Source organism: Streptomyces sp. NPDC046805 (genome assembly GCF_040645355.1).
GTDB lineage: Bacteria > Actinomycetota > Actinomycetes > Streptomycetales > Streptomycetaceae > Streptomyces.
Map to the genome: position 1 here is coordinate 28,908 of NZ_JBEYYC010000033.1, position 20,934 is coordinate 49,841.

The following is a 20,934-nucleotide window of genomic DNA, read 5'->3' on the forward strand; positions in this document are numbered from 1 at the left end:
AGGTTAGAGTGCGTGTGCTCGACTGGGTATGTAACCGGTAAGCGTCAGTAGAGAGGTTAGAGAGATGGCTCCCGTAGTTCACCACCGCACCGCCACCGTCAACGGACTCGAGGTCTTCTACCGGGAGGCCGGAGACCCGAAGGCGCCCGTCGTTCTCCTCCTGCACGGCTTCCCGACCAGCTCGCACATGTTCCGGAACCTGATCCCGGCGCTCGCCGACCGTTACCACGTCATCGCCCCCGACCACATCGGCTTCGGTCAGTCCGCGATGCCCGCCGTGCAGGACTTCCCCTACACCTTCGACGCCCTCACCGAGGTCACCTCCGGCCTGCTCCAGCAGCTGGGCATCGACCGGTTCGCGATGTACGTGCAGGACTACGGCGCCCCCATCGGCTGGCGGCTCGCCCTCCAGGCCCCGGACCGCATCACCGCGATCATCACCCAGAACGGCAACGCCTACGACGAGGGCTTCGTCAAGCCTTTCTGGGACGGCGTCTTCGCCTACGCCAAGGCCCCGGGTACGGACACCGAGGCGCCCATGCGCGGCGCCCTGACCCCCGAGATCACCCGATGGCAGTACGTGAACGGTGTCGCCGACCCCAGCCTGGTCAGCCCCGACAACTGGGTCCACGACCAGGCGCTGCTGGACCGGCCCGGCAACGACGAGATCCAGCTCAAGCTCTTCCGCGACTACCCCACCAACGTGGACCTCTACCCGCCGGTCCACCAGTACTTCCGCGACTCCCAGGTCCCGCTGCTGGCGGTCTGGGGCGCCAATGACGAGATCTTCGGCCCCGCGGGCGCGGAGGCGTTCGGCCAGGACCTGCCCAATGCCGAGATCCACCTGCTCGAGTCCGGGCACTTCGCCCTGGAGAGTCACCTCGAGACCATCACCGAGCACATCCGCGATTTCCTCGGCCGCGTCCTCGACTGACGCGCTTAGGGCCGAGGCGGCTGCGGCGACGGCCCACCAGCCCCTCCTGCCGCAGCCGGCAAAGGATCCGTCATGCCACACGTTGCCCAGCGGGCCTTCAGCTCCAGCCCTCAGACCGTGCGCAGCGCCCGCGCCTTCGCGATGCAGGCCCTTGACTCCTGGGGAGGGTGCGGACGCCGAGACGACATCCGAGCCTGCCTGTCGGAACTGGCCGGCAACGCCGTCCAACACGGGAGCCTCGATGGCCGTGACTACCTGGTCCGGCTCATCAGCCACCCCCACTGCCTCCACCTCGAGGTCCACGACAGCGCCCGCCGCGCCGTCGTCCGCACCCCGGCCCTCTCCATGAGCGCTGAAGAAGGGCGAGGCATACACATCGTCCGGGAGCTCTGCGACGACTGGGGAGTGCAGACCGACGACGCCGACCACGACGGCAAGGTCGTCTGGATCTGCTTCCGCCGGCCCGAAGCAGCCGTCTCCCGCTGCTCCTGCACGCCTTGACCGGCGCCGACCACCACCCACCCACACCCCTCGAGGCGCAGGCTCCACGCCGCACCCCGCACCCGGAAGGGAACTCATCATGGGACTGTCCTGGCAGCAAGGCCCTCTCTCCGCCGGCGCGATCGGACGCTTCCTCACCCCCCAACCCCTGCCCGAGCGTCTGCTGTTCGCCGAGCGGCTCCGCCGCCGCATGCGCGTGAAGTTCAACGACACGTGGATCGCCGACAGCGAGAACGTCATCCTGATACACGAGCCGGGCCGCTACCCGGTCGCCTACTTCCCACGTGAGGACGTCGACGAGCATGTTCTGGTCGCGAGCGGAAAGACCACTCAGCACAAGGATCTCGGAGACACCGCCTGGTACGGCGTGCGCGCGGGTGAGCGAACCGCCGAACGCGCCGCCTGGGAATTCACCGCTCTGCCCGGTCACGCCACCGAACTCCAGGGCCGTATCGCCTTCGCGTGGCGGGCGATGGACGCCTTCTACGAGGAGGACGAACGCATCCTGGGACACGCCGCGGACCCGTATCACCGCATCGACATCCGCAACACCTCCCGCACCTTGGAAGTCCGCCTCGGCGACAGCGTGATCGCCCGCTCCGAACACCCCGCCGTGCTCTACGAATCCGGCTTCGCCCCGCGCTGGTACGTCCCGCGCGCCGACATCGACGAGACCCAGTTGCGCCCCGTCGAAGGACAGACCTTCTGCCCCTACAAGGGCCTGTGCGACTACTACGACATCGGCGACGCCCACCGCGCCGCCTGGTCCTACGGCAACGCCTACACCGAGGTCGGACGGATCAACGACATGGTGTCCTTCGAGCCCGACCAGGTCGAGGTCTACCTCGACGGCAAGCGCCTCGAACTCGAGCCCGGGCAGAAGGTCATCTCCCACGGCATCGACCGCGGTCTCGACGTCGACGAGGTCAAGGCGCGCTGATCCCCAGCACCACTCATACGCCGAGCTCGCAGCCACAGCGCCTCGCGCCACGGCGCCTGACGTCATGGCATGCGAGGAACCTTGCCTCGCGCAGCAAAAGTCGCATGTCAAAGCCGTGCAGCGTCAAGGCCCCTGTCTATTAGTGACCGGGCCGCCCTGCGCAGAGCTACGGCAGACCGGCCCCCTTCCTCGCCAGGGGCGACCTCGCCGACGACGTTGGACGCACTCGGGGAGCAGGGCGGGGCCGAGCCGGGCCGTCCACGGCCAACACCGCGCGCGGTATCCGTCTGCCTGACCGCCGACGGCGGACAGCCCCTCGTCCGACCCATCACCCGACCACGAGCGGCGAGCACACCGGCCTGCCCCGCCCCCGCTGACACGCCACAGTCCGGCACCACCACGCCCCCACCCTCATACCGTTCCCGCGACGCGGCCCGGCCGCGAGGAGATGCACGATGATCCGGTTCGATTCGGTGACCAAGAACTATCCCTGCAGGCGGCTTCGGGTGAGATAACCGCGCTGGTCGGCCCTTCCGGCTGCGGCAAGACCACCTCGCTGCGCATGGTCAACCGCATGGTGGAGCCCACCTCCGGGCGGGTATGGCTGGGGGGCCGCGACACCGCTGCCATCCCCCCGCACGAACTGCGCCGCGGCATCGGCTACGTCATCCAGCAGGCAGGCCTGTTCCCCCACAAGACCGTCCTGGACAACATCGCCACCGTGCCCGTTCTCACCGGCCACACTCGCCGCCAAGCCCGCGCCCGTGCCGCCGAGTTGCTCGAGCTGGTCGGGCTTGAGGCCAACCTCGCCGACCGCTATCCCAGCCAGCTGTCCGGCGGTCAGCAGCAGCGTGTCGGCGTGGCCCGGGCCCTGGCCGCCGACCCGCCGGTGATGCTCATGGACGAACCCTTCAGCGCCCTCGATCCGGTGATCCGCGACCAACTGCAGAACGAGTTCCTGCGCCTGCAGCACGATCTCGGCAAGACGGTCATCTTCGTCACCCACGACATCGACGAGGCGATCAAACTGGGAGACAAGATCGCCGTCCTGGCAGCCGGCGGAACACTCGCCCAGGTCGGCGCCCCCGCCGACCTGCTGTCGAGGCCCAAGAACCCCTTCGTCGCCTCGTTCCTCGGCCGCGACCGCGGCTACCGTGCGCTGGCTTTCGCCGACGCCGGCCCCCTCCCGCTGGCCCATGAGGAAACCGTCCACATCGGCGATTGCCTCACCCTGGCCCGCGAACGGGCCACGGACGGCTGGGTCCTGGTCCTCGACCACCTCGATGCCCCCCAAGGATGGCTGGCAACAGCAGCTCTGAAAGGCTGCCAGGCCAGCGGGACCGTCACCGCGGAACTCCTCAACCTGGGCGGCACGCTCGCCACCGCCCACGGCACGTTGCGCGAGGCCCTGGACGCGGCCCTGTCCTCACCCAGCGGCCGCGGAGCGATCGTCCACGACAACGGGCAGCTGGCCGGAACCATCACCGCCACCGAGGTCCTGGCCCGCATCGAAACCCGGGCTGCCCGCTTGCACGCAGCCGAACTCCCACCGGCCGCCGCAGCCGGCACGGACGGACCCAAGGCACGACCATGAACCAGATCCGGACCTACTTCACCGCCCATCAGGACCAGATCCTCGGGTGGGCCCAGACCACTGGGTGGCTGGCCACGCTTCCCGTCGCGATCGGCCTGACCCTCGCACTGCCCTGCGGATGGCTCGCTTACCGCCACCCAGCCGTGCGCACCCTGGTGACCTCGGGACTGGGCGTTCTGTACACGATCCCCTCCCTGGTCATGTTCCTCGTGATCCCCGAGATCCTGGGAACGAAGATCCTCTCCCCCCTCAACGTGGTGAGCGCCCTGACCCTCTACACCTTCACTCTCCTGGTGCGCAGCGTCCTGGACGGACTGGACTCCGTACCCGCGCCGATGCTGTCGACGGCCACCGCCATGGGCCACACCACCGGGCAGCGCCTGCTGTCCGTCCAACTGCCGCTGGCGCTGCCCGTCATCGGCGCCGGGCTCAGGGTCGCAGCCGTCTCCAACGTCAGCCTCATCTCGGTTGCCTCCGTGATCGGAACCGCTCAGCTCGGACAGCTCTTCCTCGCCGGCAACAACACGGGATCGCTCCCGCCCATCGTGCTGGGCCTCATATCCTTCACCGCCATCGCCCTCCTGTTCGATCTGGCCATCGTGGCCGCCCTCCGGCTGCTGACCCCCTGGCGGGCGGTGACCCGATGAACCTCGCCCTCGACAACGGCCTGCCCAGCCCGAGCCGCGTCCTGATCTGGTTCAACGACCCCCTGAACTGGTGGGGCCCCGGCGGACTGGCGGCCGATGCCCGCCAGCACGTCATCTACACCGTCATCGTGGTCACCGTGGCTGCCCTGATCGCCATCCCCGCAGGCCTCATGATCGGCCACACAGGCCGCGGCACCTTCCTGGTGGCCGGGCTGGCCAACGCACTGCGGGCCATACCGGCCCTGGGACTGCTCATCCTCCTGGTCGTGGTCGTGTCCCCGCACATCCACATCCAGGGCGGCGTGCCCGGCACCCTCGCACCCGGCAGCGTCCCCTACTTCATCCCCGCGGCCATGGTGCTGGTCCTGCTGGCCATACCGCAGATCCTCACCAGCACCTACGCCGGCATCCAGGCACTCGACCCCGTCGTCCGCGACGCCGCCCGCGGCTGCGGCATGACCCCCCTGCAGGTCGTGCTCAAGGTCGAGCTGCCCGCCGGGGCGCCGCTGATCATCTCCGGCGTCCGCAGCGCCACCCTCCAGGTCATCGCCACCCTCACTGTCGCCGCCTACGCGCCGCTCGTCGGCGGACTGGGACGGCTGATCGTCGACGGTCAGCAAGACCTCGCAGACCCCCGCTACGGCTACCCGGCCATGCTCGCCGCCGGCATCACCGTCGCCGTTCTCGCCATCGCCGCCGACGCCCTCCTCGCACTGGCACAGCGCAAGGCCACCTCACCCGGACTCGCCCCCACCGGCGCTCAACCGACACCGCGCACCCGGCCGCACCGCGCCCGAGGGCGTATCCCCACCCCGCACACCAGCAACCCCACCCCGTCGAAGGAACTCACATGAGACGCATCCTGCCCGCAGTACTCATCGCGGCCACGGCCCTCGCCGCCGGCGCATGCGGCGCCCCCGGCTCCTCCTCCCGGACCAGCGCCCCGCCTCAGGCCACCAGCGGCGCCTCCCAGGCGGGGGAACATTCCCTCCCGGCTGCCCCCGGGAAGGTCACCGTGGGATCGGCCGCCTTCCCCGAGTCCGAGCTGCTGGCCCACCTCTACGCCGACGCGATGAAGGCCCGCGGAGTCGCCGTGCAGATCCACGCCAACATCGGCGAGCGGGCCGCCTACATGAGCGCCCTCAAGGAGGGCTCCATCGGCGCGATCCCCGAATACACCGGAGCCATCCTCAACTACCTTTCCCCCCGGCAGAAGGCCACCAGCCCGCAGGACATCTACGCCCAGCTGCGGCGCAGCGCTCAGCCGCAGGGACTCGCGGTCACCGACTACGCACCCGCTCAGGACGCCGACACCATCACCGTCACCAAGGCCACCGCCGACAAGTACCACCTCAGCAGCATCGAGGACCTGCAGCGCGTCGCAGGCCGGCTCAGACTCGGAGCCCCCCAGCCCCTTTTGACCGTCCCCTACGGCGTACCGGGCCTGAAGAAGGTGTACGGCGTCACCTTCAAGCAGTTCGTTGCGCTCGCACCGACCGGAACGATCACCCAGACGGCACTGCGCAACGGCACCGTCGACGCCGCGGACATCTTCTCCACCGACCCGGCCATCCCCCGCTACGGCTTCCTGTCCCTCAAGGACCCGCACCACCTTTTCGCCGCTCAGAACATCGTGCCGCTGTTCAAGCGCGATGTCCTGACCCAGCCCATGGCCGATGCCTGCAACGCCGTCTCGGCCAGGCTCACCACCACCGCACTGAGCGAGCTCGACGCGCAGGTGGCCGGCGGCGCCGACCCGGACAGCGTCGCCCAAAAATGGCTGTCCGCCCACGGGTTGGCGTAGATCCGACCGTCATCGAGGCCGGCCGTCCACAGGCGGGCTCCCATGGCCGGCCACAACCCCCTACTTCCTTGTGACAGCGGCGACTGACAGGAACGCCCCATGAATACTGAAGGTTTCCACCAGGGTGAGCGCATCATCCAGCGCCTGGCCGGCGTCGTCGACGAGGCTGACCGGCTTCAGGGCATGCTTCAGCCTCCGCATCTCACCGGGGGGTTGAGCACCGTGCTGGCGGGGCGCTCGTTCGCGGTTCTCACCGCACGGGACCATCACGGTGCACGGTGGATCTCGCCCATTTCCGCAGAGCCCGGTTTCCTGGTCGCCGGCGGCACCACCCTGACGGTGCACGCTGCGCCCGCCACAGACGACCCGTTGCACAGTGTGCCTGTCCCTCAGCACATCGGACTGCTCGCGATCGATTTCGGCATCCGCCGTAGGATCCGTGTCAACGGGAAACTGACCAGCCGCTCGGCCGACTTGCTGACCGTCCATGCCGATCAGGCCTTCGGGAACTGTCCTTCGTACATCCAGCAGCGCCACCTGACGACGGCGCGGATGTCCGCGTGCACGGCCAACCCCGGGCACCGGCAGGTGCAGAGCAACCCTGACACAGGAGCGCTCGGGGACGCAGACATCGAGCTGATCAGCAACGCCGACACCTTCTTCCTCGGCACGACCCATCCCACGCGAGGTGCTGATGCGTCGCACAAGGGCGGCCAGCCGGGATTCGTCAGGGTCGATGACGGAGAGATCTGGTGGCCCGACTACGCGGGGAACAACCTCTTCAACAGCCTGGGTAACATTACCGTCGACCCGGCCACGGCACTGTTGTTCATCGACTTCACCACGGGCCGCACCCTGCAGCTCTCGGGCGAGGCGAAGGTCGAGTGGCTCGACACCTCCACCTGCCAGGACGAGGGAGGCACCGGCCGACGCGTCCGGTTCACGCCCCGCCGGATCCGCGGCGGGCAGATCCCTCTGCGCGGTGACCTGCTCAGCTTCTCGCCGCACAATCCCGCCGTCATAAAGTCCCCGGAGGCCTGACCGGTCCGAGCCGCCGTTGCAACCGGCAAGGCCGGCGCGGGTAACTCGCCCAGGACAACGCCGGAGGGTTGCGATAACTGACGAGGTCGTGCGGGAGGTCGTACGTCCGCTGGTGGTTGGCGGCGGCGTCCTCGGCGCCGAGCGATGTGTTGAAGATGTTGTCGATGCACCGGCGGGTTCCGCACGGACACCCAGGTGTACAGGGGCCACGCGGTTGTGATGGCGCCGGATATGAACTGCGGTGAGTGCTGGTGAGTGTCTTTGGAGACCCTCGTCCCGGCGCGACCGTCGGCTCCGCCGTGACGGGCTGACTGCCGGTCAGGCCATGGGGAGGTCACCGGTCTTCTCGCGGTGGCGGCGGTGCCTGGCCGCCTTGGTGCTGTTTCCGCAGCGCTGCATCGAGCACCATTTCCGGGGCCTTCCCTGGGCCGCGTCGAGGTAGATCATCCTGCAGATTTCGGAGTCGCATTCGCGCAGTTGCTGTCGTTGCTTCGGATCCGAGATCAGCGTGATCAGGTCCCGGGCGATCAGCGAGAGCAGTGCGGGAGCCGATAGGCCTGGACTGCCCGCTGTGGCAGGAAGACTATCGGCGTCCGCCTCGAGCTGGGGGGCCGGCGGATTCACCCGGGCCAGTTGGTTGAGGAGCCGCACCGAATCCTCTTGGGGGGCGCGGCGATGGAGGTATCCAGCCGTGACGTCGTACGCGCAGGCCCGCAGTTCGTGGAGGGCGTCGAGCAGCCCCACCAAGTCTTCATCCGGGTGAACGGTGAGCCCCGTCTCCTTGCACCAGGCCCTGAGCCGGTCGATGTCGCCCATGCGCTCGATCGGCGTACTCGGACGGCGCCCGGTGGTGGCGATGAGGTTCAGCGACAAGGATCCGGCGTCGAAGCGCAGTTCGCGGAGTTGTGCCGTGACCCGGGTGCGGCGGCCGTCCTTTACTCTTTCGGTCATGCGGTTATAGTAACCCTGGAAAAGGTTACTAAGGGGCGCAGAGATGAAACCGTGGATGCGCGTCGCCTTGGCGATGTTCGTCGTGGGCTGGGGGGCCAACCAGTTCTCCCCGCTTCTGCTGGTCTACCGGCGCGGGGGAGCGGTCTCGGAGTCCGTGGTCACCATGGCGTTCGCGGCCTATGCGATCGGCCTCATCCCGACGCTGCTGCTGGCCGTGCCGGTCGCCCGGCGATACGGACGGCTCAGAACGATTCGGGTGGTCCTCGTCGTGTCCGCCGCCGCTTCACTGATCCTCCTGGCCGGAGGGGACCGGGGCTGGGCCCTGGCGATCGGGCGGCTGCTGGCCGGCGTTGCATCGGGTGCCGGGTTCGGACCTGGAACGGCCTGGGTCAAGGACCTGTCGGTGGACGACGGGCCCGGCGCCGGGGCCCGACGGGCCGCAGTCGCCCTGTCGGCGGGCTTCGGGGGCGGTCCCCTGGCGGCGGGGGCCCTGGCCCAGTGGCTGGCGGCGCCCAAGGTGCTGCCATACCTGGTCCACATCGGCCTGACGGCCGGCGTGGCTGCGGTGGTGTGGCACGCGCCTGGCGGCGCCGTAGGGGCATCCCGCGACGATGAAGCCGGATCGCCGCGGCTGGGGATGATCTTCAGGCACAAAGGATTCCGCTACCAGGTCGCGCCCACGGCTCCGCTGGTGTTCGCAGCCGCGACCACGAGTTTCGCCGTTCTCCCGGGTTTGGTGCCGCCGCACGGTCCGAGCGTCGCGGCCAGCGGCGGAATCGCCGGCCTGACGCTGGCCAGCGGTGTCGCGGTCCAGCCGTTCGCGAGGCGGATGGCGATACACAGCCACCATGTGAGCCGCCATGCGGGGCTGGCGGCCGGTGTCGGGGGATTCCTGCTCGGTGCCGCAGCCATCCGGCTGGACGACCCGGTCGTCCTCATCCCCGCGGCGATCGCTTTCGGCGCGTGCTACGGCATGCTGATGGTGGCGGGGCTGAGCCGCGTGGAGGCGCTTGCAGCGCCGCACGAACTCGCCGGTGCTGCAGCAGTGTTCTACTGCCTGACGTACCTCGGATTCGGGGCCCCCTACCTCGTGACCGCTGTGAAGGGCTGGGTGCCAGCCGCCGTCCTCTTTGTCTGCGCAGCGGGCGTCGTTGCCGCGTTGATCCCTGCGACAACTCTGGTACGCGCTCCTGAAACCTGCAGCAGGTCGACGGCAAGGAGCGCTGCTGCGCCAGTAGGCGAGTAACGAACGGTCCTGCCAGGACCCCGGCACGATTCACACCATGACCCGCAGGGGAAAGGAACACGTCATGCGCATAGCCGTCGTGGGGGCAGGCGGCGTCGGGGGCTACTTCGGCGCCCGGCTTGCCGCAGCGGGCCACGAGGTCACCTTCGTCGCCCGGGGCCGCCATCTGGAGGCCATACGGGAACGCGGACTGCTGGTACGCAGTCCGCTCGGCGACCTCAAGGTCCCGGCGACATCGGTAGTTGCGACCATCGCGGAACTCGAACCCGCCGATATCGTGCTCGTCGCCGTGAAACTGTGGGACACCGAGGACGTCGCGGCCCAGCTGCGCGATGTCATGGACGAACGGACGCGCGTCATCTCCCTGCAGAACGGTGTCCGCAAAGACGCTGTCCTGCGCCGGCACCTGCCGGCGCAGGCGGTGTGGGGCGGTGCCTGCTACATCTCCGCCGCCATCGAGGAGCCGGGCATCGTCTCCCACCGCGGCACACTGCAGAAGATGGTGTTCGGCCCCTACGGCGACGTGGACACCTCTCATGCCGACGCCTTCCTCGACGCGTGCGTCTCCTCCGGCATCGAGGCAGAACTCAGCTCGGACATCGAACGGGTCATCTGGGAGAAGTTCGTCTTCCTGGTGGGGCTTTCGGCCATGACCACCGCCGTACGTCAGCCCATCGGCGTGATCCGCTCCGACGTTCACTCACGGGAACTGCTGCGCGACGTGATGGCGGAGGCCGTGCATGTGGGCCGTGCCGCCGGGGTGAGGCTCGATCCGGAGTTCGCCGACGAGAGGCTGGCGTTCTGTGACACCCTGCCGGCCGCGATGACCTCCTCGATGCACAACGATCTGACGCAGGGAAACCGCCTGGAACTGCCCTGGCTCAGCGGCAGTGTCGTCAGCCTTGGCCGCCAGTTCGGGATCCCCACACCACGGAACCGGACGATCGCTGATGTCCTGGCCCCCTACGAGCTGGGACGGCCCCATCCGGACCGTTGACCCACACAGCGGGGGAGCCGCGGATCCGGCAACCTCGGGCAGAAGGCTTCCTTTTCCGGGATGGCCGGATCAACACCTCAATCGTGCTCAGCCGCCGGTCAGCCGGGAGTAGCCGGCGGCGTCCAGCAGCCTTTCGAGGGCGGCGGAGCCCGATCGCGGGTCGAGGCTGATCTCGAAGAGCCAGCCCTCACCATAGGGGCTGGTGTTGATGGTCTCCGGAGCCTCCTCCAGGGCAGTATTGGTGGCGGAGATGGTGCCCGGGACTGGCGCGTCGATGTCGGACACACTCTTGGTCGACTCGACGTCCGCGCAGGTTTCACCGGCCCCCACAACGGTGCCGACCGCCGGCAGAGTCACCGAGATGACGTCGCCGAGTTGGTCCTGGGCGTAGTCAGTGATGCCGACCCGGACGATAACGGGATCGCCCTCCTGGGCCCGGGCCCATAGATGTTCGGAGGTATACCGCAGCTCATCGGGGATCTCGGACAAGGGTACGCGCCTTTCCTTGTTGACAGATGGCGACGGACCGGGATGGGGGATCGACTGGCCCCGCTCTCCTGCACAGCCCGTCACCGCGCCGATGTGGGTGTCGCTCGGTCGGTGCACCGGCCCGTCGGTGGACAACCACCGTGCCGCGACGGCACACAGGCTGAGCCCGGCCGCTCCTTCGGCGTCGAGCGTGCCGAGAGCGGGCGGTGGTGAGTCTCTGCAGAAACAGAATGGCACGCGTCGGGCATCGGCCGCGTCAGGACGTCTCCGGCCACGCCACCAATTTGGGGACCGAAAAGTGCTGCGGACTCCTTCACGGTGAGAAGCCCTCAGCATCAAATGGTCTCTGCACGCACCGGGATGCTGCACTTCCACGAGGCCGCGATCCGGGAACAATGCTCGTACTGGGTGGTCGGCGCGGCCAGTTCGAGCTCACGAGGATGGGGCCACTCTGTACGCGCAGATGGCGTTCATGGCCAGGGCCGAGCAGGGTGCCGGACAAGCAATCTGGAGGCCATAAAACCCCTCAGCCGGGATCCTGAGCGGACGTTGAGCGGGCAGCGCCGGGCTCCGCCGTCGCAGACTTCCGCCTCGCAGGCGGTTCCGGGTCCCATTTCTGGCCCCATCGAATGAGTGGCACCAGGCTGGCAAGGAGCTCCCTGCCCCTGCCCGAGAGGGTATAGCGCACCTGCACCGGGGTGGTCGGTATGACGTCCCGCTGGAGCAGCTCATGCTCGGTCAGCTCCCGGAGCCGTTGCGCGAGCAGCCGCTGAGAGATCCCCTCAATCATCCGGTGATACTCGCTGTAACGCTCAGCTCCGCGGGCGGCCGCGAGGAGGATGCTGGCACTCCATCGCTTGCCGGCCAGTTCGATCCCGGCGATGAACTTGCGGCACGCCTCGTCGTCGATACGGGCGAAGTCTTCGTTCTTGGGCTCAGGAGGCACTTCCAAATAGTAACTCTCCTACCTGTGGTGTGCGAACATGCCGCCCCCGTTTCGACACTGGGAGCCCAGCTAGGAGGTATGCATTGTCTGCACGTATTGGGCCACCCCGGTTCGGTCTGAACCTGGACCCGGTGGGTCGCCCGCCGGAACAGATCGTGGCCGCCGCCCGGGCAGCGGAGACTGCGGGGTTCGACCTGATCGGCATCCAGGATCACCCTTACCGCCCGGACTTCCTCGTGCCCAGGAACATCCGAACGTCGGCCAGCAACAGGCGGTCACCCACAACGGCATGGTCGACCGCGTCACAGAGGATGTCGAAAACGCAGTGCTGACGGCGGCCGCGTCGGGAATCATGATGCAGATCCGGTCGCTTGGCGGCGCCATGGCCGATATCCCTGCCGACAGGACCGCGTTCGCCAACCGGACGCAGCCCGAGCTCATCATCGGCACAGTCTTCCACCGCACTGACACTGGCCATCTCGACCGCGCCTGGGCGCAACTGGCCCCTTCGCTCAGCGGCGCGTACGCCAATTTCGAGACACGCCCAACCCCGGCCACCACGCGACTGGCATTCCCCGAGGACACCACCCGGCGCCTGCACGAGATCAAGGAGCGCTACGACCCGCAATCCGTCTTCCGTCCCTGGCCGCTGTGACGGGAGCCGTAACGCCGCAGCTTGGCCTCGCATCGGTCCGGGCCGATAAGTTCGGCCTGCCGGCCCGATGCGAGGCACGCGGATCGCCTTGAGGATGGGCTCGAACTGCGGGGAGTCTCCGTGCTGTTCGGACGTGATGACGATCGACATCGGTCTCTGGCTCTGCTCGACGGCCAGATGCAGTTTGCTGGTCAGGCCGCGGCGCGAGCAGATGGCCGCGGAGGGCACAGTGCGCGGTGACCTGTGCAGGGTGGCGTCCGTCGGGCACCCGGCCCCGTCGATGATCCCGGCTGGCGTTAACGTCGAAGTCGCCCGGCCTACTTGTCCGACACCGCCGTCGCCGACGCCCTGGCGCCGCTGTGCGAGCAGATCGGCGAGGACCTCGAGCACGACCTTGCCGCCCGCCGCTACGCGATGACCGGCGACCGCCGCGCCTTGCACAGCAGCATCCTCTGACCGCGTTGCTTGAGGTCCTGATGTGGCTGCTCGATCGAAACGGCTTTATGCGTCAGGCTCCGGCGGCGGCATCGGTTGAATGGCCGGGGGCGTCTGACCAGCCGTCGGCAGCTGGTACGCCCCTTGCTGCTCCACGACGATCAGCGCGCTCGAGGGCACTGCGGCGCGCAGTTTGTGCAGGACGAGAAGGGCGGTGGTGTCCCGCTGCCCAGCTTTGGTGCAGCCTTCCTTGGCACCACTCCCAGTGGAGGCACGGCGACGGATCCCACCAGCACCCCCGGAAACGCGAACCTGGACTCCTACCTCAGCGCCATCACCCGCACCCGGCAGATCGGGGCAGCTTTCAACACCACCACCGAACGGCTCCTCGACCGTCGCCAGACCTGGGCCACCCCTGAAGAACGCATCAGGCTCGCCCGTCTGCTCAAACTGCGCGTTCCTCACCTGAGCAAGCCCCGCAGGATCCACGTCCATGCCGGCGCCTCGTAGAAGGAGCTTTGATCATGCAGGAACCGCCCGAGAAAGTACGGAGAGAGATCATCGAGGACTGGCAGTTCACGAGCAATCGTCAAGAGTTATGCATGGGCTTAGATGCTGATGCGTTCTTGCGTTCCAGCAGCATGATCGTGACGCTGGGCGCGACCTGGCGCTCGCCGACAGGTATGAATTTCCGCCGACGATAGAGCACGACCGCAGGCAGGTTGGCGGTTCCGGTGGAGACGACGGTCAGTTCCGCGGGCTCGATCGAGTCCAGAGTGTCGAGCAGCGCCGTTGCCGTCGTCCTCGTACCCGCGGGGATCGTCCGAGCTTGGGTGGTGGCGCGTTCACCGTGTCGTCCCGCGCGCGTGGGGATCGTCCGCCGGACTTCCGGAGCGGAGAGAGGTCTGCGCTCGTCTTCGACGAGCTGTCTCCACGTGCGCTGGCTGCTGATTTTCGACAACGTCGACGCGCCAGACAGTGTCAGACGCCGCTCCCTGCTTTCGCCTCCCACATCGCGGTAACGGCTGTTACCATGCTGGTATGGCGAAGACACAGCTGGGTGCGCGCGTGGATCAGGACGTCGCGGAACTCGCGAAGAGGCGCGCCGCAGACCTCGGACTGAGCATTGGGGACTACCTCGCCAGGCTGGTCCAGGACGATGCCAGCGGCCTGCGCGCACGAGCCGTGGACGCGGCCGCCCGCTTCCTGGCCGAACACCAGGCGGTCTTCGACGAGGCTGAACAAGCCCAGCAGACGCCTCGAGGAGCGCGTGCGGCCTGATGGATCTGCACATCGACGTTCCCTGGATCCTGCAGGTCGCCGAGGCTGCCGGGGTGAACGATCCGGCCCCCGACGACTACGGCGTCCCCGTCTCCGCGGTCGCCCGCCACCGGGCCGAGCTGTTCGAGCAGCCCGTCTACGACGGCCCCTACGCCAAAGCCGCCGCCCTGATCCACACCCTGGGCCGGTGCCGCTGGCTGGAGCGGTCCAACCTGGCCGTTGCCGCCGCTACCGGCGTCATGTACCTGGAAGCCGCCGGAATTCCCGTCAAGCCCGCCCGCGAGGACGCCGTCGCCCTCAAGGACCTGCTCCTCGACCCCGCCTGCACCGCCGGGAAGATCGCCGCCCTGCTGCAGGCCTGGCCCACCGTCACCTGACCCCCTCAGACCCAGCGCCGCTGCGCCGGGAGCAATACCGCTCGCTCAGGTTGCCGGTCGGCTTCGGGCCGCGCCGACCGAGGGCGGGAAACGGCGGACTTTCTCGCGCGTATGGGGATGTTCGTTCCGGTAGATGCGTCGGCGTCCTGGCGCCCGCTGTCCGAACGCGGTGTGCAGATCTTCGCGGACGCACCGAACAAATCGCGGACGTCGGGGGGCATTGACGTTGCGCAGGGCGCGGACTCCGTCGGCGGTCTCGGTCACATCGACCGTACGACGCCCTGACCGGCCGGCTCGCGCCGACACCGTACGGCGTCGGCGCGCCGCACCGCACACCACCGCGCGCACGGCGCAAGCGCGGCCGGTCACGCGACGCGGGCGTCGTCCCAGTCGATGTGGTGGTCGAACATCCAGGCCATCTTCTCCGGTTTGACGATCTTGGCGAAGGCGCGCAGGAGCTACCCGAGCGTTCCCCCGGCTGGTGGGAGACAAACGACAGGTGGTGACATCGAAGCAAGTCCCGGGCGGGCTCGGCGGAAGGCCGGGCCAGCCTCCACGCCTGGCTCTTGCCTCGTGACGACCATGGCAGGGTGACCGGCTGGGGCGTCACAGCAGGGGGCCAGTGCTGGGCGTACGGGGAGGTTGTCTCCGGCCGCTACGCGGGCCTCTCCCACAGCCGTTGGGGATGGGTGAGCGGCGACCCGGTCGCCACCGGCTTCCGGCACCACCGAGGAACTGAAGAAACGAGGGGGCGGCGCTCGCCTCGTTCCTGCGCTGGTCAAGATCCGTTCGAAGACGAGCTGCAAGGAGCCGTCATCGGAACCTGGCCCGGAACACTCCTGCGGAACAGCGCTGACCTCGGTCCGTTTCCCCGCGCCGGGCGTCGCCGTCGGCGTTCGCTAACGGAACACCCTGACCCGCCCACCTATAGGAAAAGGAATTGAGCGACGCGGTGCCACGCCGCTACTGTCGTGGTGGACCGTGAAGTCGTCGTATGGAGGTGAGACCCGTGAACACAGTTACCCATGGGTGCTCCCTCAACCCGTCACGGTCCGGCGGCTGACGTTCGGTGTCGCCAGGAGCGCCTGAGACCGAGGCACTCCTGGAAGGAGACTCCGATGAACACGAAGCCTTTCACATCTGGCCTGAGCGAGAACGCGGTGTTGATCACGCGCGTCGCGGACAGGCAATGGCATGCACTGGATGACGACTTGGTGGTCGGCCGCGGGCATGCGGAGCACCGGCCCGACGGACGCTTGTTCGTCAGCATCGACGCCTGGCACGACGCTATCTTCGACCGGCTCGCCAAGGCGATGCTGACGGAACTGCCAGCGCCGCTGTACACGGTGGTCGACGAAGCCGACGTCGAGCTGACGGCCGGCTGGCGGCGGGCCGGTTTCACGATCCGGCGCCGCGAGTGGGAGTACGTCGTGCCGACCGACCCGCGGGTCACAGGGCTCGATGCAGTCCTGCCGCCTTCGGGCGTGACGATCGTGCCCGCCGGTCAGGCGGACGAGAGTCTGCTGCGGGCGGTGGACCGCGCGATCCGTGATGAAGTCGAGGCGACCGTCGGGTGGCAGTCGATGCCCGCGGAGGTAATTCCCCGCCCCGAAGGCGACACCATCGTCGACCCGTCGAAGTACGCGGTGGCCGCGGCGCCGGACCGCTACCTGGGTCTGATCCGGGTGGTGACGGTGAACCGGCCGCGCATCGGGCTGGTCGCGGTCCGGGCCGGCGAGCAGCGCCGCGGCATCGCGCGGGCGCTGCTGGCCCACACGCTCGGGACGCTGCACCGCTCCGGGTTCGCCGCGGCCTGGACCGAAGTGCACGAGTCCAACCAAGCAGCCTCGGCGCTGTTCGAGGGCATCGGTGCCCGGCCGATGAGCAGCAACCTGGAGCTGGTGCGATGACGAAGAACAAGAACGTCATCGAAGTCGAGGGCAAGGTCGTCGAGTGCCTGCGCAGCGCCATGTTCACCGTGGAGCTCGAGAACGGCCACCAGGTGCTCGCGCACATCAGCGGGAAGATCCGCAAGAACTACATCAAGATCATGCTGGAAGACCGGGTGCTGGTGGAGCTCCCGCCGTACGACCTGACGCGCGGCCGGATCGTGTTCCGGTACCGGAACTAGTGGTGGTTGGCGCCTTTCGCGGTAGCTGATCCTGGGGCTCCGGTCACGGCGTTTGCGTGACCGGGGCCCCGATGATGGCTCGCACGGCCGCGGAGGCCACCGCTCCAGCCGCCGCCAGCAGGTCTGGCCCGAGCCGGACCCTAGCTCCAGGGGCAGTAGTTGTCAGGCGATGTCGTTGTGCAGTACGTACGGGATGTCCTGCAGGCACAGCCGGTCCGGCACCGGCCGCGGGCCAGAAGCCTTCTCGGGCCAGGGCGGCAGTAGCGGCTCGATCAGCGCCACAGGTCATCGTCCACCATCCACGGCCGGGGAGTCACACCATCCCGAACGGTCGAATCGTCACACCGGACACGAACGAACAGGGCCGTTCAACAAGATCGTGTTACGAGCTCGTAGGCATGCATGGCTGGAGCCCACTGTCGTTGTGAACTCCTCAATCACCCTTCTCGACGATGCAAAAGGGGTGCCCGATCGGATCGGTGAGAACACGCGCCCTGGCCCCGTGAGGCTGATGATCTGGTGTGCCCGCACCCAACTCCAGCAGCCGGGCCGCGACGTCGTCCAAGTCCTGCTCGACCTTGAAGCACATGTGTAGCTGCTGAGGAACGGTCTGTTCAGGCCAGCGGGGAGCCCTGTAGCCCTCGACCCGTTGAAAGCCGATGAAGACTGCGTCCGCACAGTCGAGACCGGCGAAGTCAGCATTCGACTTGGGATGGAGTTCCAGACCGGTGGCCTGCTGATAGAACGCCGCCAAAGCCAGCGGATCCGGGCAGTCGAGGGTTATCGCGCTCAACTTCATCTGCAAGGGCATGACGCCTCCGGGACGATCGGTGGACTTCCCTGATGCACATCCTAGAGACGGCTGCCTACGGCTGAGTGAGAAACCGACCACCTACACGGTCCGCCCAGGCGTAGGCATCCCAGGTCAGAACCTCACCGACGAGGACCGGTGCGGGCTGACCGTCCTGTTCTGGCCGAATGCCAACCCGTATGGAACCTTCTGCCTGGACACGGACGAGTGTCTCGACTTTGGTGCAAGAGGCCACTTGGACAGGGAAACCGCAACTTCGACATGGCCCGCAGAGGCAGCTACCTTCACCTGGTCTTCGGCGATCGCCCACGGTCGCACAGGAGTTCCTTCAGGCTGAGCCACCCGCGACGGGATGAGTTGGTCACGCCCCACGAATCCTCGCCCCTATGCGTAAGCCACCGAACCGGGTCCACACCAGGCGCCCCCAACCAGGGAGAGACGCATGCCCCATCTTGCTCTGTACACATTCGGCGTCTTGAAGTCACTTCTCGCCGATCCCGCACCTCTCACGCGCGAGTTCTACGACATTGGTGAGGCCGTCTACCGGAAGATCAGCCAGCACCCCGGGTACCTCGCGCATGCTGAAGCGGCAGACGGTGACCGGGGCGCGCTCTTCGAGGCGGACTGGGGTGCATGGGGAGAGTTCGCCGTACCGACCTGGTACGGCAAGGGCCATACGGTGGAAACCACCGCCCTGGCCGCGACCCTCTCACTCTGGACCGACCTGCGCCCCGCCTTCGACGCGGTCTACACCGGTCTGCACCGTGAGGCGCTGAACAGGCGTTACGACTGGTTCGAAAGGACAGGACACCCAAATTACGTGTTCTGGTGGCTCTCCGACGGCGTGATACCCACCTGGCGGGACGGGGTTTCCAGGCTGGAGCACCTCCACGACCACGGCTCCGCGCCGCACGCCTTCACCTTCCACGACTCGTTCGCCCCGGAGGGAACTCCGACCAGGATCAAAGGCATCGGGCCGAAGAGCGACCAGGTTCGCTGACAAGGAAGCCTGAACGACTGGGTTCGCTGTCAGACGACTCGATTGAATGACGGCGAACAGATGCGTCTGCGCTACGGCGGATCCGCCAGTACCTGGGGCTTCGCCCTCTACCTCGCGAGCACTGATGAGTACCAAGACGCCATCCTGCCCACCAGCGGCTTCGCCGGCACCCCCGCACCGTGAGTTCAAGAAGAACGCGCTAGGCCTGCTGTCTCATCAGCAGACCGTCGGCCTGGCATCGGCACGGCAAATGTGAACACCGAGCCCCACCGAAGTCCCCGGCGTCTCACCGTCTATTGTGCATGAGCTCGTTAGCGCTCTGTTTGCCCGATCCCTGACGTTGTCATATGCTGGCAATAAGTGATCTTTCACGCTTCGCAAGCCGCCTCGCATGACGAAGGCGCGGCTAAGAGGATCCGTGATCTCCTGATGTGCATGCGTGTCAATTAGGGTCATCCCTTACCCACAGGCACACTTATCACATTTCGGCAATATCTCCTCCCGGATCGAGAATTCCGGCCAATTCCCGTTCCTCGATCCAGCACCTTGATGCGCCATGTGGGCATGGCTTCTGATCAGCAAGTTAGAGGGGTGTCGGAAAATGAGAATGAGCCTGACCGAGCTGCGCGCCCTCGCCACACAGGCAGGGTTCACCGGCAATGACATCAAAATCGCGGCGGCCGTCGCCATGGCAGAGTCCAAAGGCGACCCAGGCGCCGTCGGAGACCAGGGTCTGGTCGACCACAAGTGGGGGCCGTCCATCGGCCTCTTCCAGATACGCTCCCTCAAGCATCCAGGGCAGTTCTCCCCACCGGACACGCTCAGGATTGAGGGAAAGCTCAAGGACCCGCTCTACAACGCCAAGACGGCAAAGGCCATCAAGTTCGCACACAACTGGAAACAATGGTCCACGTTCGTGAGCGGGGCCTACAAGCAGTACATGGATGGCGGGCCCGCCGGCCCCACCAACTTCGAGCCGTTCCCTGGTGCGTCGTTCTTCCATACCGGACGGAAATCGCCGGTCATCGCCGCAATGCATCATCGGCTCGTCGCCGAAGGCTGCAACCGGTACCAGTCGAGCGCCGGCGCCGACGTATGGGGCCCGGGCGATGTGAAGTCCTTCGCCGCCTGGCAGCGGAAGCTCGGCTTCGAAGGTGACGATGCCAATGGCGTCCCCGGCAAGACCAGTTGGGACGCGCTGCAGGTCCCCAAGAACTTCGACGACGAGGACGTAAAGGCGGCTCTCGAGAAGACAGGCACCGGCGATGGCCCCGGCACCGACAACCTCGATGACCTTCCGGAGAGCGACTTCGTCGCCTTCGCCGAGGACGGCGTCGAGAACGACGCGGAGGCACCCAAGTGACTGCAACCATCGCATACGACCGTACCGTCTCGAACCTCATCGACGAGCTGAGTGCGACGCGCCACGTCACCCACACGCCCTACAGGAAGACGTCGGTCACGCTGCACCACAACGCCGGCCGGTTTTCGCACCAGGGTTTGCTCAACGTCTGGAAGACGCGTCCAGCTTCGGCCCACTTCGACGTGGACGCCGCCGGTGCCGTCGCCCAGTACGTCAAGGTGAACGAGTACGCCTGGGCCGTCGGCAACAGGGCTGGCAACCAGAGCTCGATCAGCATCGAAATGGCGAACGAAACGCTCGCGCCCGGCTGGACGGTCGCCGAGGCCACCTGGAAGAACGCTGCACGTCTCGCTGGCTGGCACTTCGCCAAGGTGATCGGCGAACGCCCCAGCAAGAGCAATCTCTTCTACCACCACCACTGGTCCTCGACCGACTGCGCCGGCCCGTACATGGAAGGGATCTACGACAAGGTCCTCGCGGCGGCTCAGGAGGCGTACGACCACTTCAAGGATTCGCACCCCGTCCCCGGGCCGGACACCGAGCCGTTCCCTGGTGCGTCGTTCTTCCATACCGGACGGAAATCGCCGATCATCGCCGCAATGCACGCTCGGCTCGTCGCCGAAGGCTGCAACCGGTACCAGTCGAGCGCCGACGCCGACGTATGGGGCCCGGGCGATGTGAAGTCCTTCGCTGCCTGGCAGCGGAAGCTCGGCTTCGAAGGTGACGATGCCAACGGCATCCCCGGCAAGACCAGTTGGGACGAGCTGCAGGTCCCCAACGTCTGACCGTCC

General features: G+C 67.3%; 26 protein-coding genes. 22 read left to right on the top strand and 4 right to left on the bottom strand.

Annotated features, from left to right (window positions below; all coding sequences use genetic code 11):
• The first annotated feature begins 64 nt into the window (after positions 1-64).
• The 8 genes from ABZ910_RS29405 (at position 65) to ABZ910_RS29440 (ending at position 7,461) form a co-directional block, all read left to right on the top strand.
• A complete protein-coding gene (locus ABZ910_RS29405) occupies positions 65-934 on the top strand; it encodes an alpha/beta hydrolase (protein WP_361370661.1) in 870 nt (289 codons plus the stop codon).
• Positions 935-1,006: 72 nt separating this feature from the next.
• Positions 1,007-1,435, top strand: a complete 429-nt coding sequence (locus tag ABZ910_RS29410) for an ATP-binding protein (RefSeq protein WP_361370663.1) — start codon at positions 1,007-1,009, stop codon at positions 1,433-1,435.
• Between the two features lie 79 nt (positions 1,436-1,514).
• Positions 1,515-2,375 (top strand): DUF427 domain-containing protein, encoded by an 861-nt coding sequence (locus ABZ910_RS29415; RefSeq protein ID WP_361370666.1) that lies wholly within the window; start codon positions 1,515-1,517, stop codon positions 2,373-2,375.
• Between the two features lie 448 nt (positions 2,376-2,823).
• A complete protein-coding gene (locus ABZ910_RS29420; RefSeq protein WP_361370669.1) occupies positions 2,824-3,969 on the top strand; it encodes an ATP-binding cassette domain-containing protein in 1,146 nt (381 codons plus the stop codon).
• Positions 3,966-4,616, top strand: a complete 651-nt coding sequence (locus ABZ910_RS29425; protein ID WP_361370672.1) for an ABC transporter permease subunit — start codon at positions 3,966-3,968, stop codon at positions 4,614-4,616. The genes ABZ910_RS29420 and ABZ910_RS29425 overlap by 4 nt, the downstream gene beginning before the upstream one ends.
• A complete protein-coding gene (locus ABZ910_RS29430; protein WP_361370675.1) occupies positions 4,613-5,470 on the top strand; it encodes an ABC transporter permease subunit in 858 nt (285 codons plus the stop codon). Before ABZ910_RS29425 ends, ABZ910_RS29430 begins: the two co-directional genes overlap by 4 nt.
• Complete coding sequence (locus tag ABZ910_RS29435; protein WP_361370678.1) at positions 5,467-6,420, top strand: ABC transporter substrate-binding protein; 954 nt, start codon at positions 5,467-5,469, stop codon at positions 6,418-6,420. Before ABZ910_RS29430 ends, ABZ910_RS29435 begins: the two co-directional genes overlap by 4 nt.
• Before the next feature lie 99 nt (positions 6,421-6,519).
• Positions 6,520-7,461, top strand: coding sequence for a pyridoxamine 5'-phosphate oxidase family protein (locus tag ABZ910_RS29440; protein ID WP_361370681.1), 942 nt, complete (start codon positions 6,520-6,522; stop codon positions 7,459-7,461).
• Positions 7,462-7,779: 318 nt separating this feature from the next.
• Here ABZ910_RS29440 and ABZ910_RS29445 read toward each other — a convergent pair whose 3' ends face one another.
• Positions 7,780-8,412, bottom strand: a complete 633-nt coding sequence (locus tag ABZ910_RS29445) for a CGNR zinc finger domain-containing protein (protein ID WP_361370684.1) — start codon at positions 8,410-8,412, stop codon at positions 7,780-7,782.
• Between the two features lie 43 nt (positions 8,413-8,455).
• Between ABZ910_RS29445 and ABZ910_RS29450 the strand changes: the two genes are divergently transcribed.
• Both ABZ910_RS29450 and ABZ910_RS29455 read left to right on the top strand, forming a co-directional pair.
• Positions 8,456-9,658, top strand: a complete 1,203-nt coding sequence (locus tag ABZ910_RS29450) for an MFS transporter (protein ID WP_361370687.1) — start codon at positions 8,456-8,458, stop codon at positions 9,656-9,658.
• Positions 9,659-9,722: 64 nt separating this feature from the next.
• Complete coding sequence (locus ABZ910_RS29455) at positions 9,723-10,655, top strand: 2-dehydropantoate 2-reductase (protein WP_361370845.1); 933 nt, start codon at positions 9,723-9,725, stop codon at positions 10,653-10,655.
• Positions 10,656-10,742: 87 nt separating this feature from the next.
• On the opposite strand, the gene gcvH is transcribed toward ABZ910_RS29455, so the two are convergent.
• Together gcvH and ABZ910_RS29465 are read right to left on the bottom strand one after the other, a co-directional pair.
• A complete protein-coding gene (gcvH, locus tag ABZ910_RS29460) occupies positions 10,743-11,144 on the bottom strand; it encodes a glycine cleavage system protein GcvH (RefSeq protein ID WP_361370690.1) in 402 nt (133 codons plus the stop codon).
• Between the two features lie 526 nt (positions 11,145-11,670).
• Entirely contained in the window at positions 11,671-12,090 is a 420-nt protein-coding gene (locus tag ABZ910_RS29465) for a helix-turn-helix domain-containing protein (protein ID WP_361370693.1), read from the bottom strand.
• A gap of 289 nt (positions 12,091-12,379) precedes the next feature.
• On the opposite strand from ABZ910_RS29465, the gene ABZ910_RS29470 reads away from it, so the two are divergent.
• The 8 genes from ABZ910_RS29470 to infA all read left to right on the top strand — a co-directional run bounded on the left by ABZ910_RS29470 (position 12,380) and on the right by infA (position 16,969).
• A complete protein-coding gene (locus ABZ910_RS29470; RefSeq protein ID WP_361370696.1) occupies positions 12,380-12,745 on the top strand; it encodes a BBE domain-containing protein in 366 nt (121 codons plus the stop codon).
• Positions 12,746-13,066: 321 nt separating this feature from the next.
• Positions 13,067-13,201, top strand: a complete 135-nt coding sequence (locus ABZ910_RS29475) for a hypothetical protein (RefSeq protein WP_361370699.1) — start codon at positions 13,067-13,069, stop codon at positions 13,199-13,201.
• Between the two features lie 123 nt (positions 13,202-13,324).
• Positions 13,325-13,690, top strand: coding sequence for a hypothetical protein (locus ABZ910_RS29480; protein ID WP_361370702.1), 366 nt, complete (start codon positions 13,325-13,327; stop codon positions 13,688-13,690).
• A 14-nt stretch (positions 13,691-13,704) separates the two neighbouring features.
• Entirely contained in the window at positions 13,705-13,884 is a 180-nt protein-coding gene (locus ABZ910_RS29485; protein ID WP_361370705.1) for a hypothetical protein, read from the top strand.
• A 337-nt stretch (positions 13,885-14,221) separates the two neighbouring features.
• The gene (locus ABZ910_RS29490) at positions 14,222-14,461 is read left to right on the top strand and encodes a hypothetical protein (protein WP_361370708.1); all 240 of its coding nucleotides are present in this window, start codon (positions 14,222-14,224) and stop codon (positions 14,459-14,461) included.
• Positions 14,461-14,838, top strand: a complete 378-nt coding sequence (locus tag ABZ910_RS29495) for a fic family toxin-antitoxin system, toxin component (RefSeq protein ID WP_361370711.1) — start codon at positions 14,461-14,463, stop codon at positions 14,836-14,838. Before ABZ910_RS29490 ends, ABZ910_RS29495 begins: the two co-directional genes overlap by 1 nt.
• 1,118 nt (positions 14,839-15,956) lie before the next feature.
• Positions 15,957-16,748 (top strand): GNAT family N-acetyltransferase, encoded by a 792-nt coding sequence (locus ABZ910_RS29500; protein WP_361370714.1) that lies wholly within the window; start codon positions 15,957-15,959, stop codon positions 16,746-16,748.
• Complete coding sequence (infA, locus tag ABZ910_RS29505; protein ID WP_010981942.1) at positions 16,745-16,969, top strand: translation initiation factor IF-1; 225 nt, start codon at positions 16,745-16,747, stop codon at positions 16,967-16,969. The genes ABZ910_RS29500 and infA overlap by 4 nt, the downstream gene beginning before the upstream one ends.
• A 433-nt stretch (positions 16,970-17,402) precedes the next feature.
• Here infA and ABZ910_RS29510 read toward each other — a convergent pair whose 3' ends face one another.
• Positions 17,403-17,780, bottom strand: a complete 378-nt coding sequence (locus ABZ910_RS29510; RefSeq protein ID WP_361370717.1) for a VOC family protein — start codon at positions 17,778-17,780, stop codon at positions 17,403-17,405.
• 442 nt (positions 17,781-18,222) lie between these two features.
• Between ABZ910_RS29510 and ABZ910_RS29515 the strand changes: the two genes are divergently transcribed.
• From ABZ910_RS29515 to ABZ910_RS29530, 4 genes are all read left to right on the top strand, one after another.
• The gene (locus ABZ910_RS29515; RefSeq protein WP_361370719.1) at positions 18,223-18,780 is read left to right on the top strand and encodes a DUF3291 domain-containing protein; all 558 of its coding nucleotides are present in this window, start codon (positions 18,223-18,225) and stop codon (positions 18,778-18,780) included.
• 60 nt (positions 18,781-18,840) lie between these two features.
• The gene (locus ABZ910_RS29520; RefSeq protein WP_361370722.1) at positions 18,841-18,963 is read left to right on the top strand and encodes a hypothetical protein; all 123 of its coding nucleotides are present in this window, start codon (positions 18,841-18,843) and stop codon (positions 18,961-18,963) included.
• Positions 18,964-19,387: 424 nt separating this feature from the next.
• A complete protein-coding gene (locus ABZ910_RS29525) occupies positions 19,388-20,143 on the top strand; it encodes a peptidoglycan-binding protein (protein WP_361370725.1) in 756 nt (251 codons plus the stop codon).
• On the top strand, positions 20,140-20,928 hold the full coding sequence (locus ABZ910_RS29530) for a peptidoglycan-binding protein (RefSeq protein WP_361370728.1): 789 nt from the start codon (positions 20,140-20,142) through the stop codon (positions 20,926-20,928). The genes ABZ910_RS29525 and ABZ910_RS29530 overlap by 4 nt, the downstream gene beginning before the upstream one ends.
• Positions 20,929-20,934 lie beyond the last annotated feature (6 nt).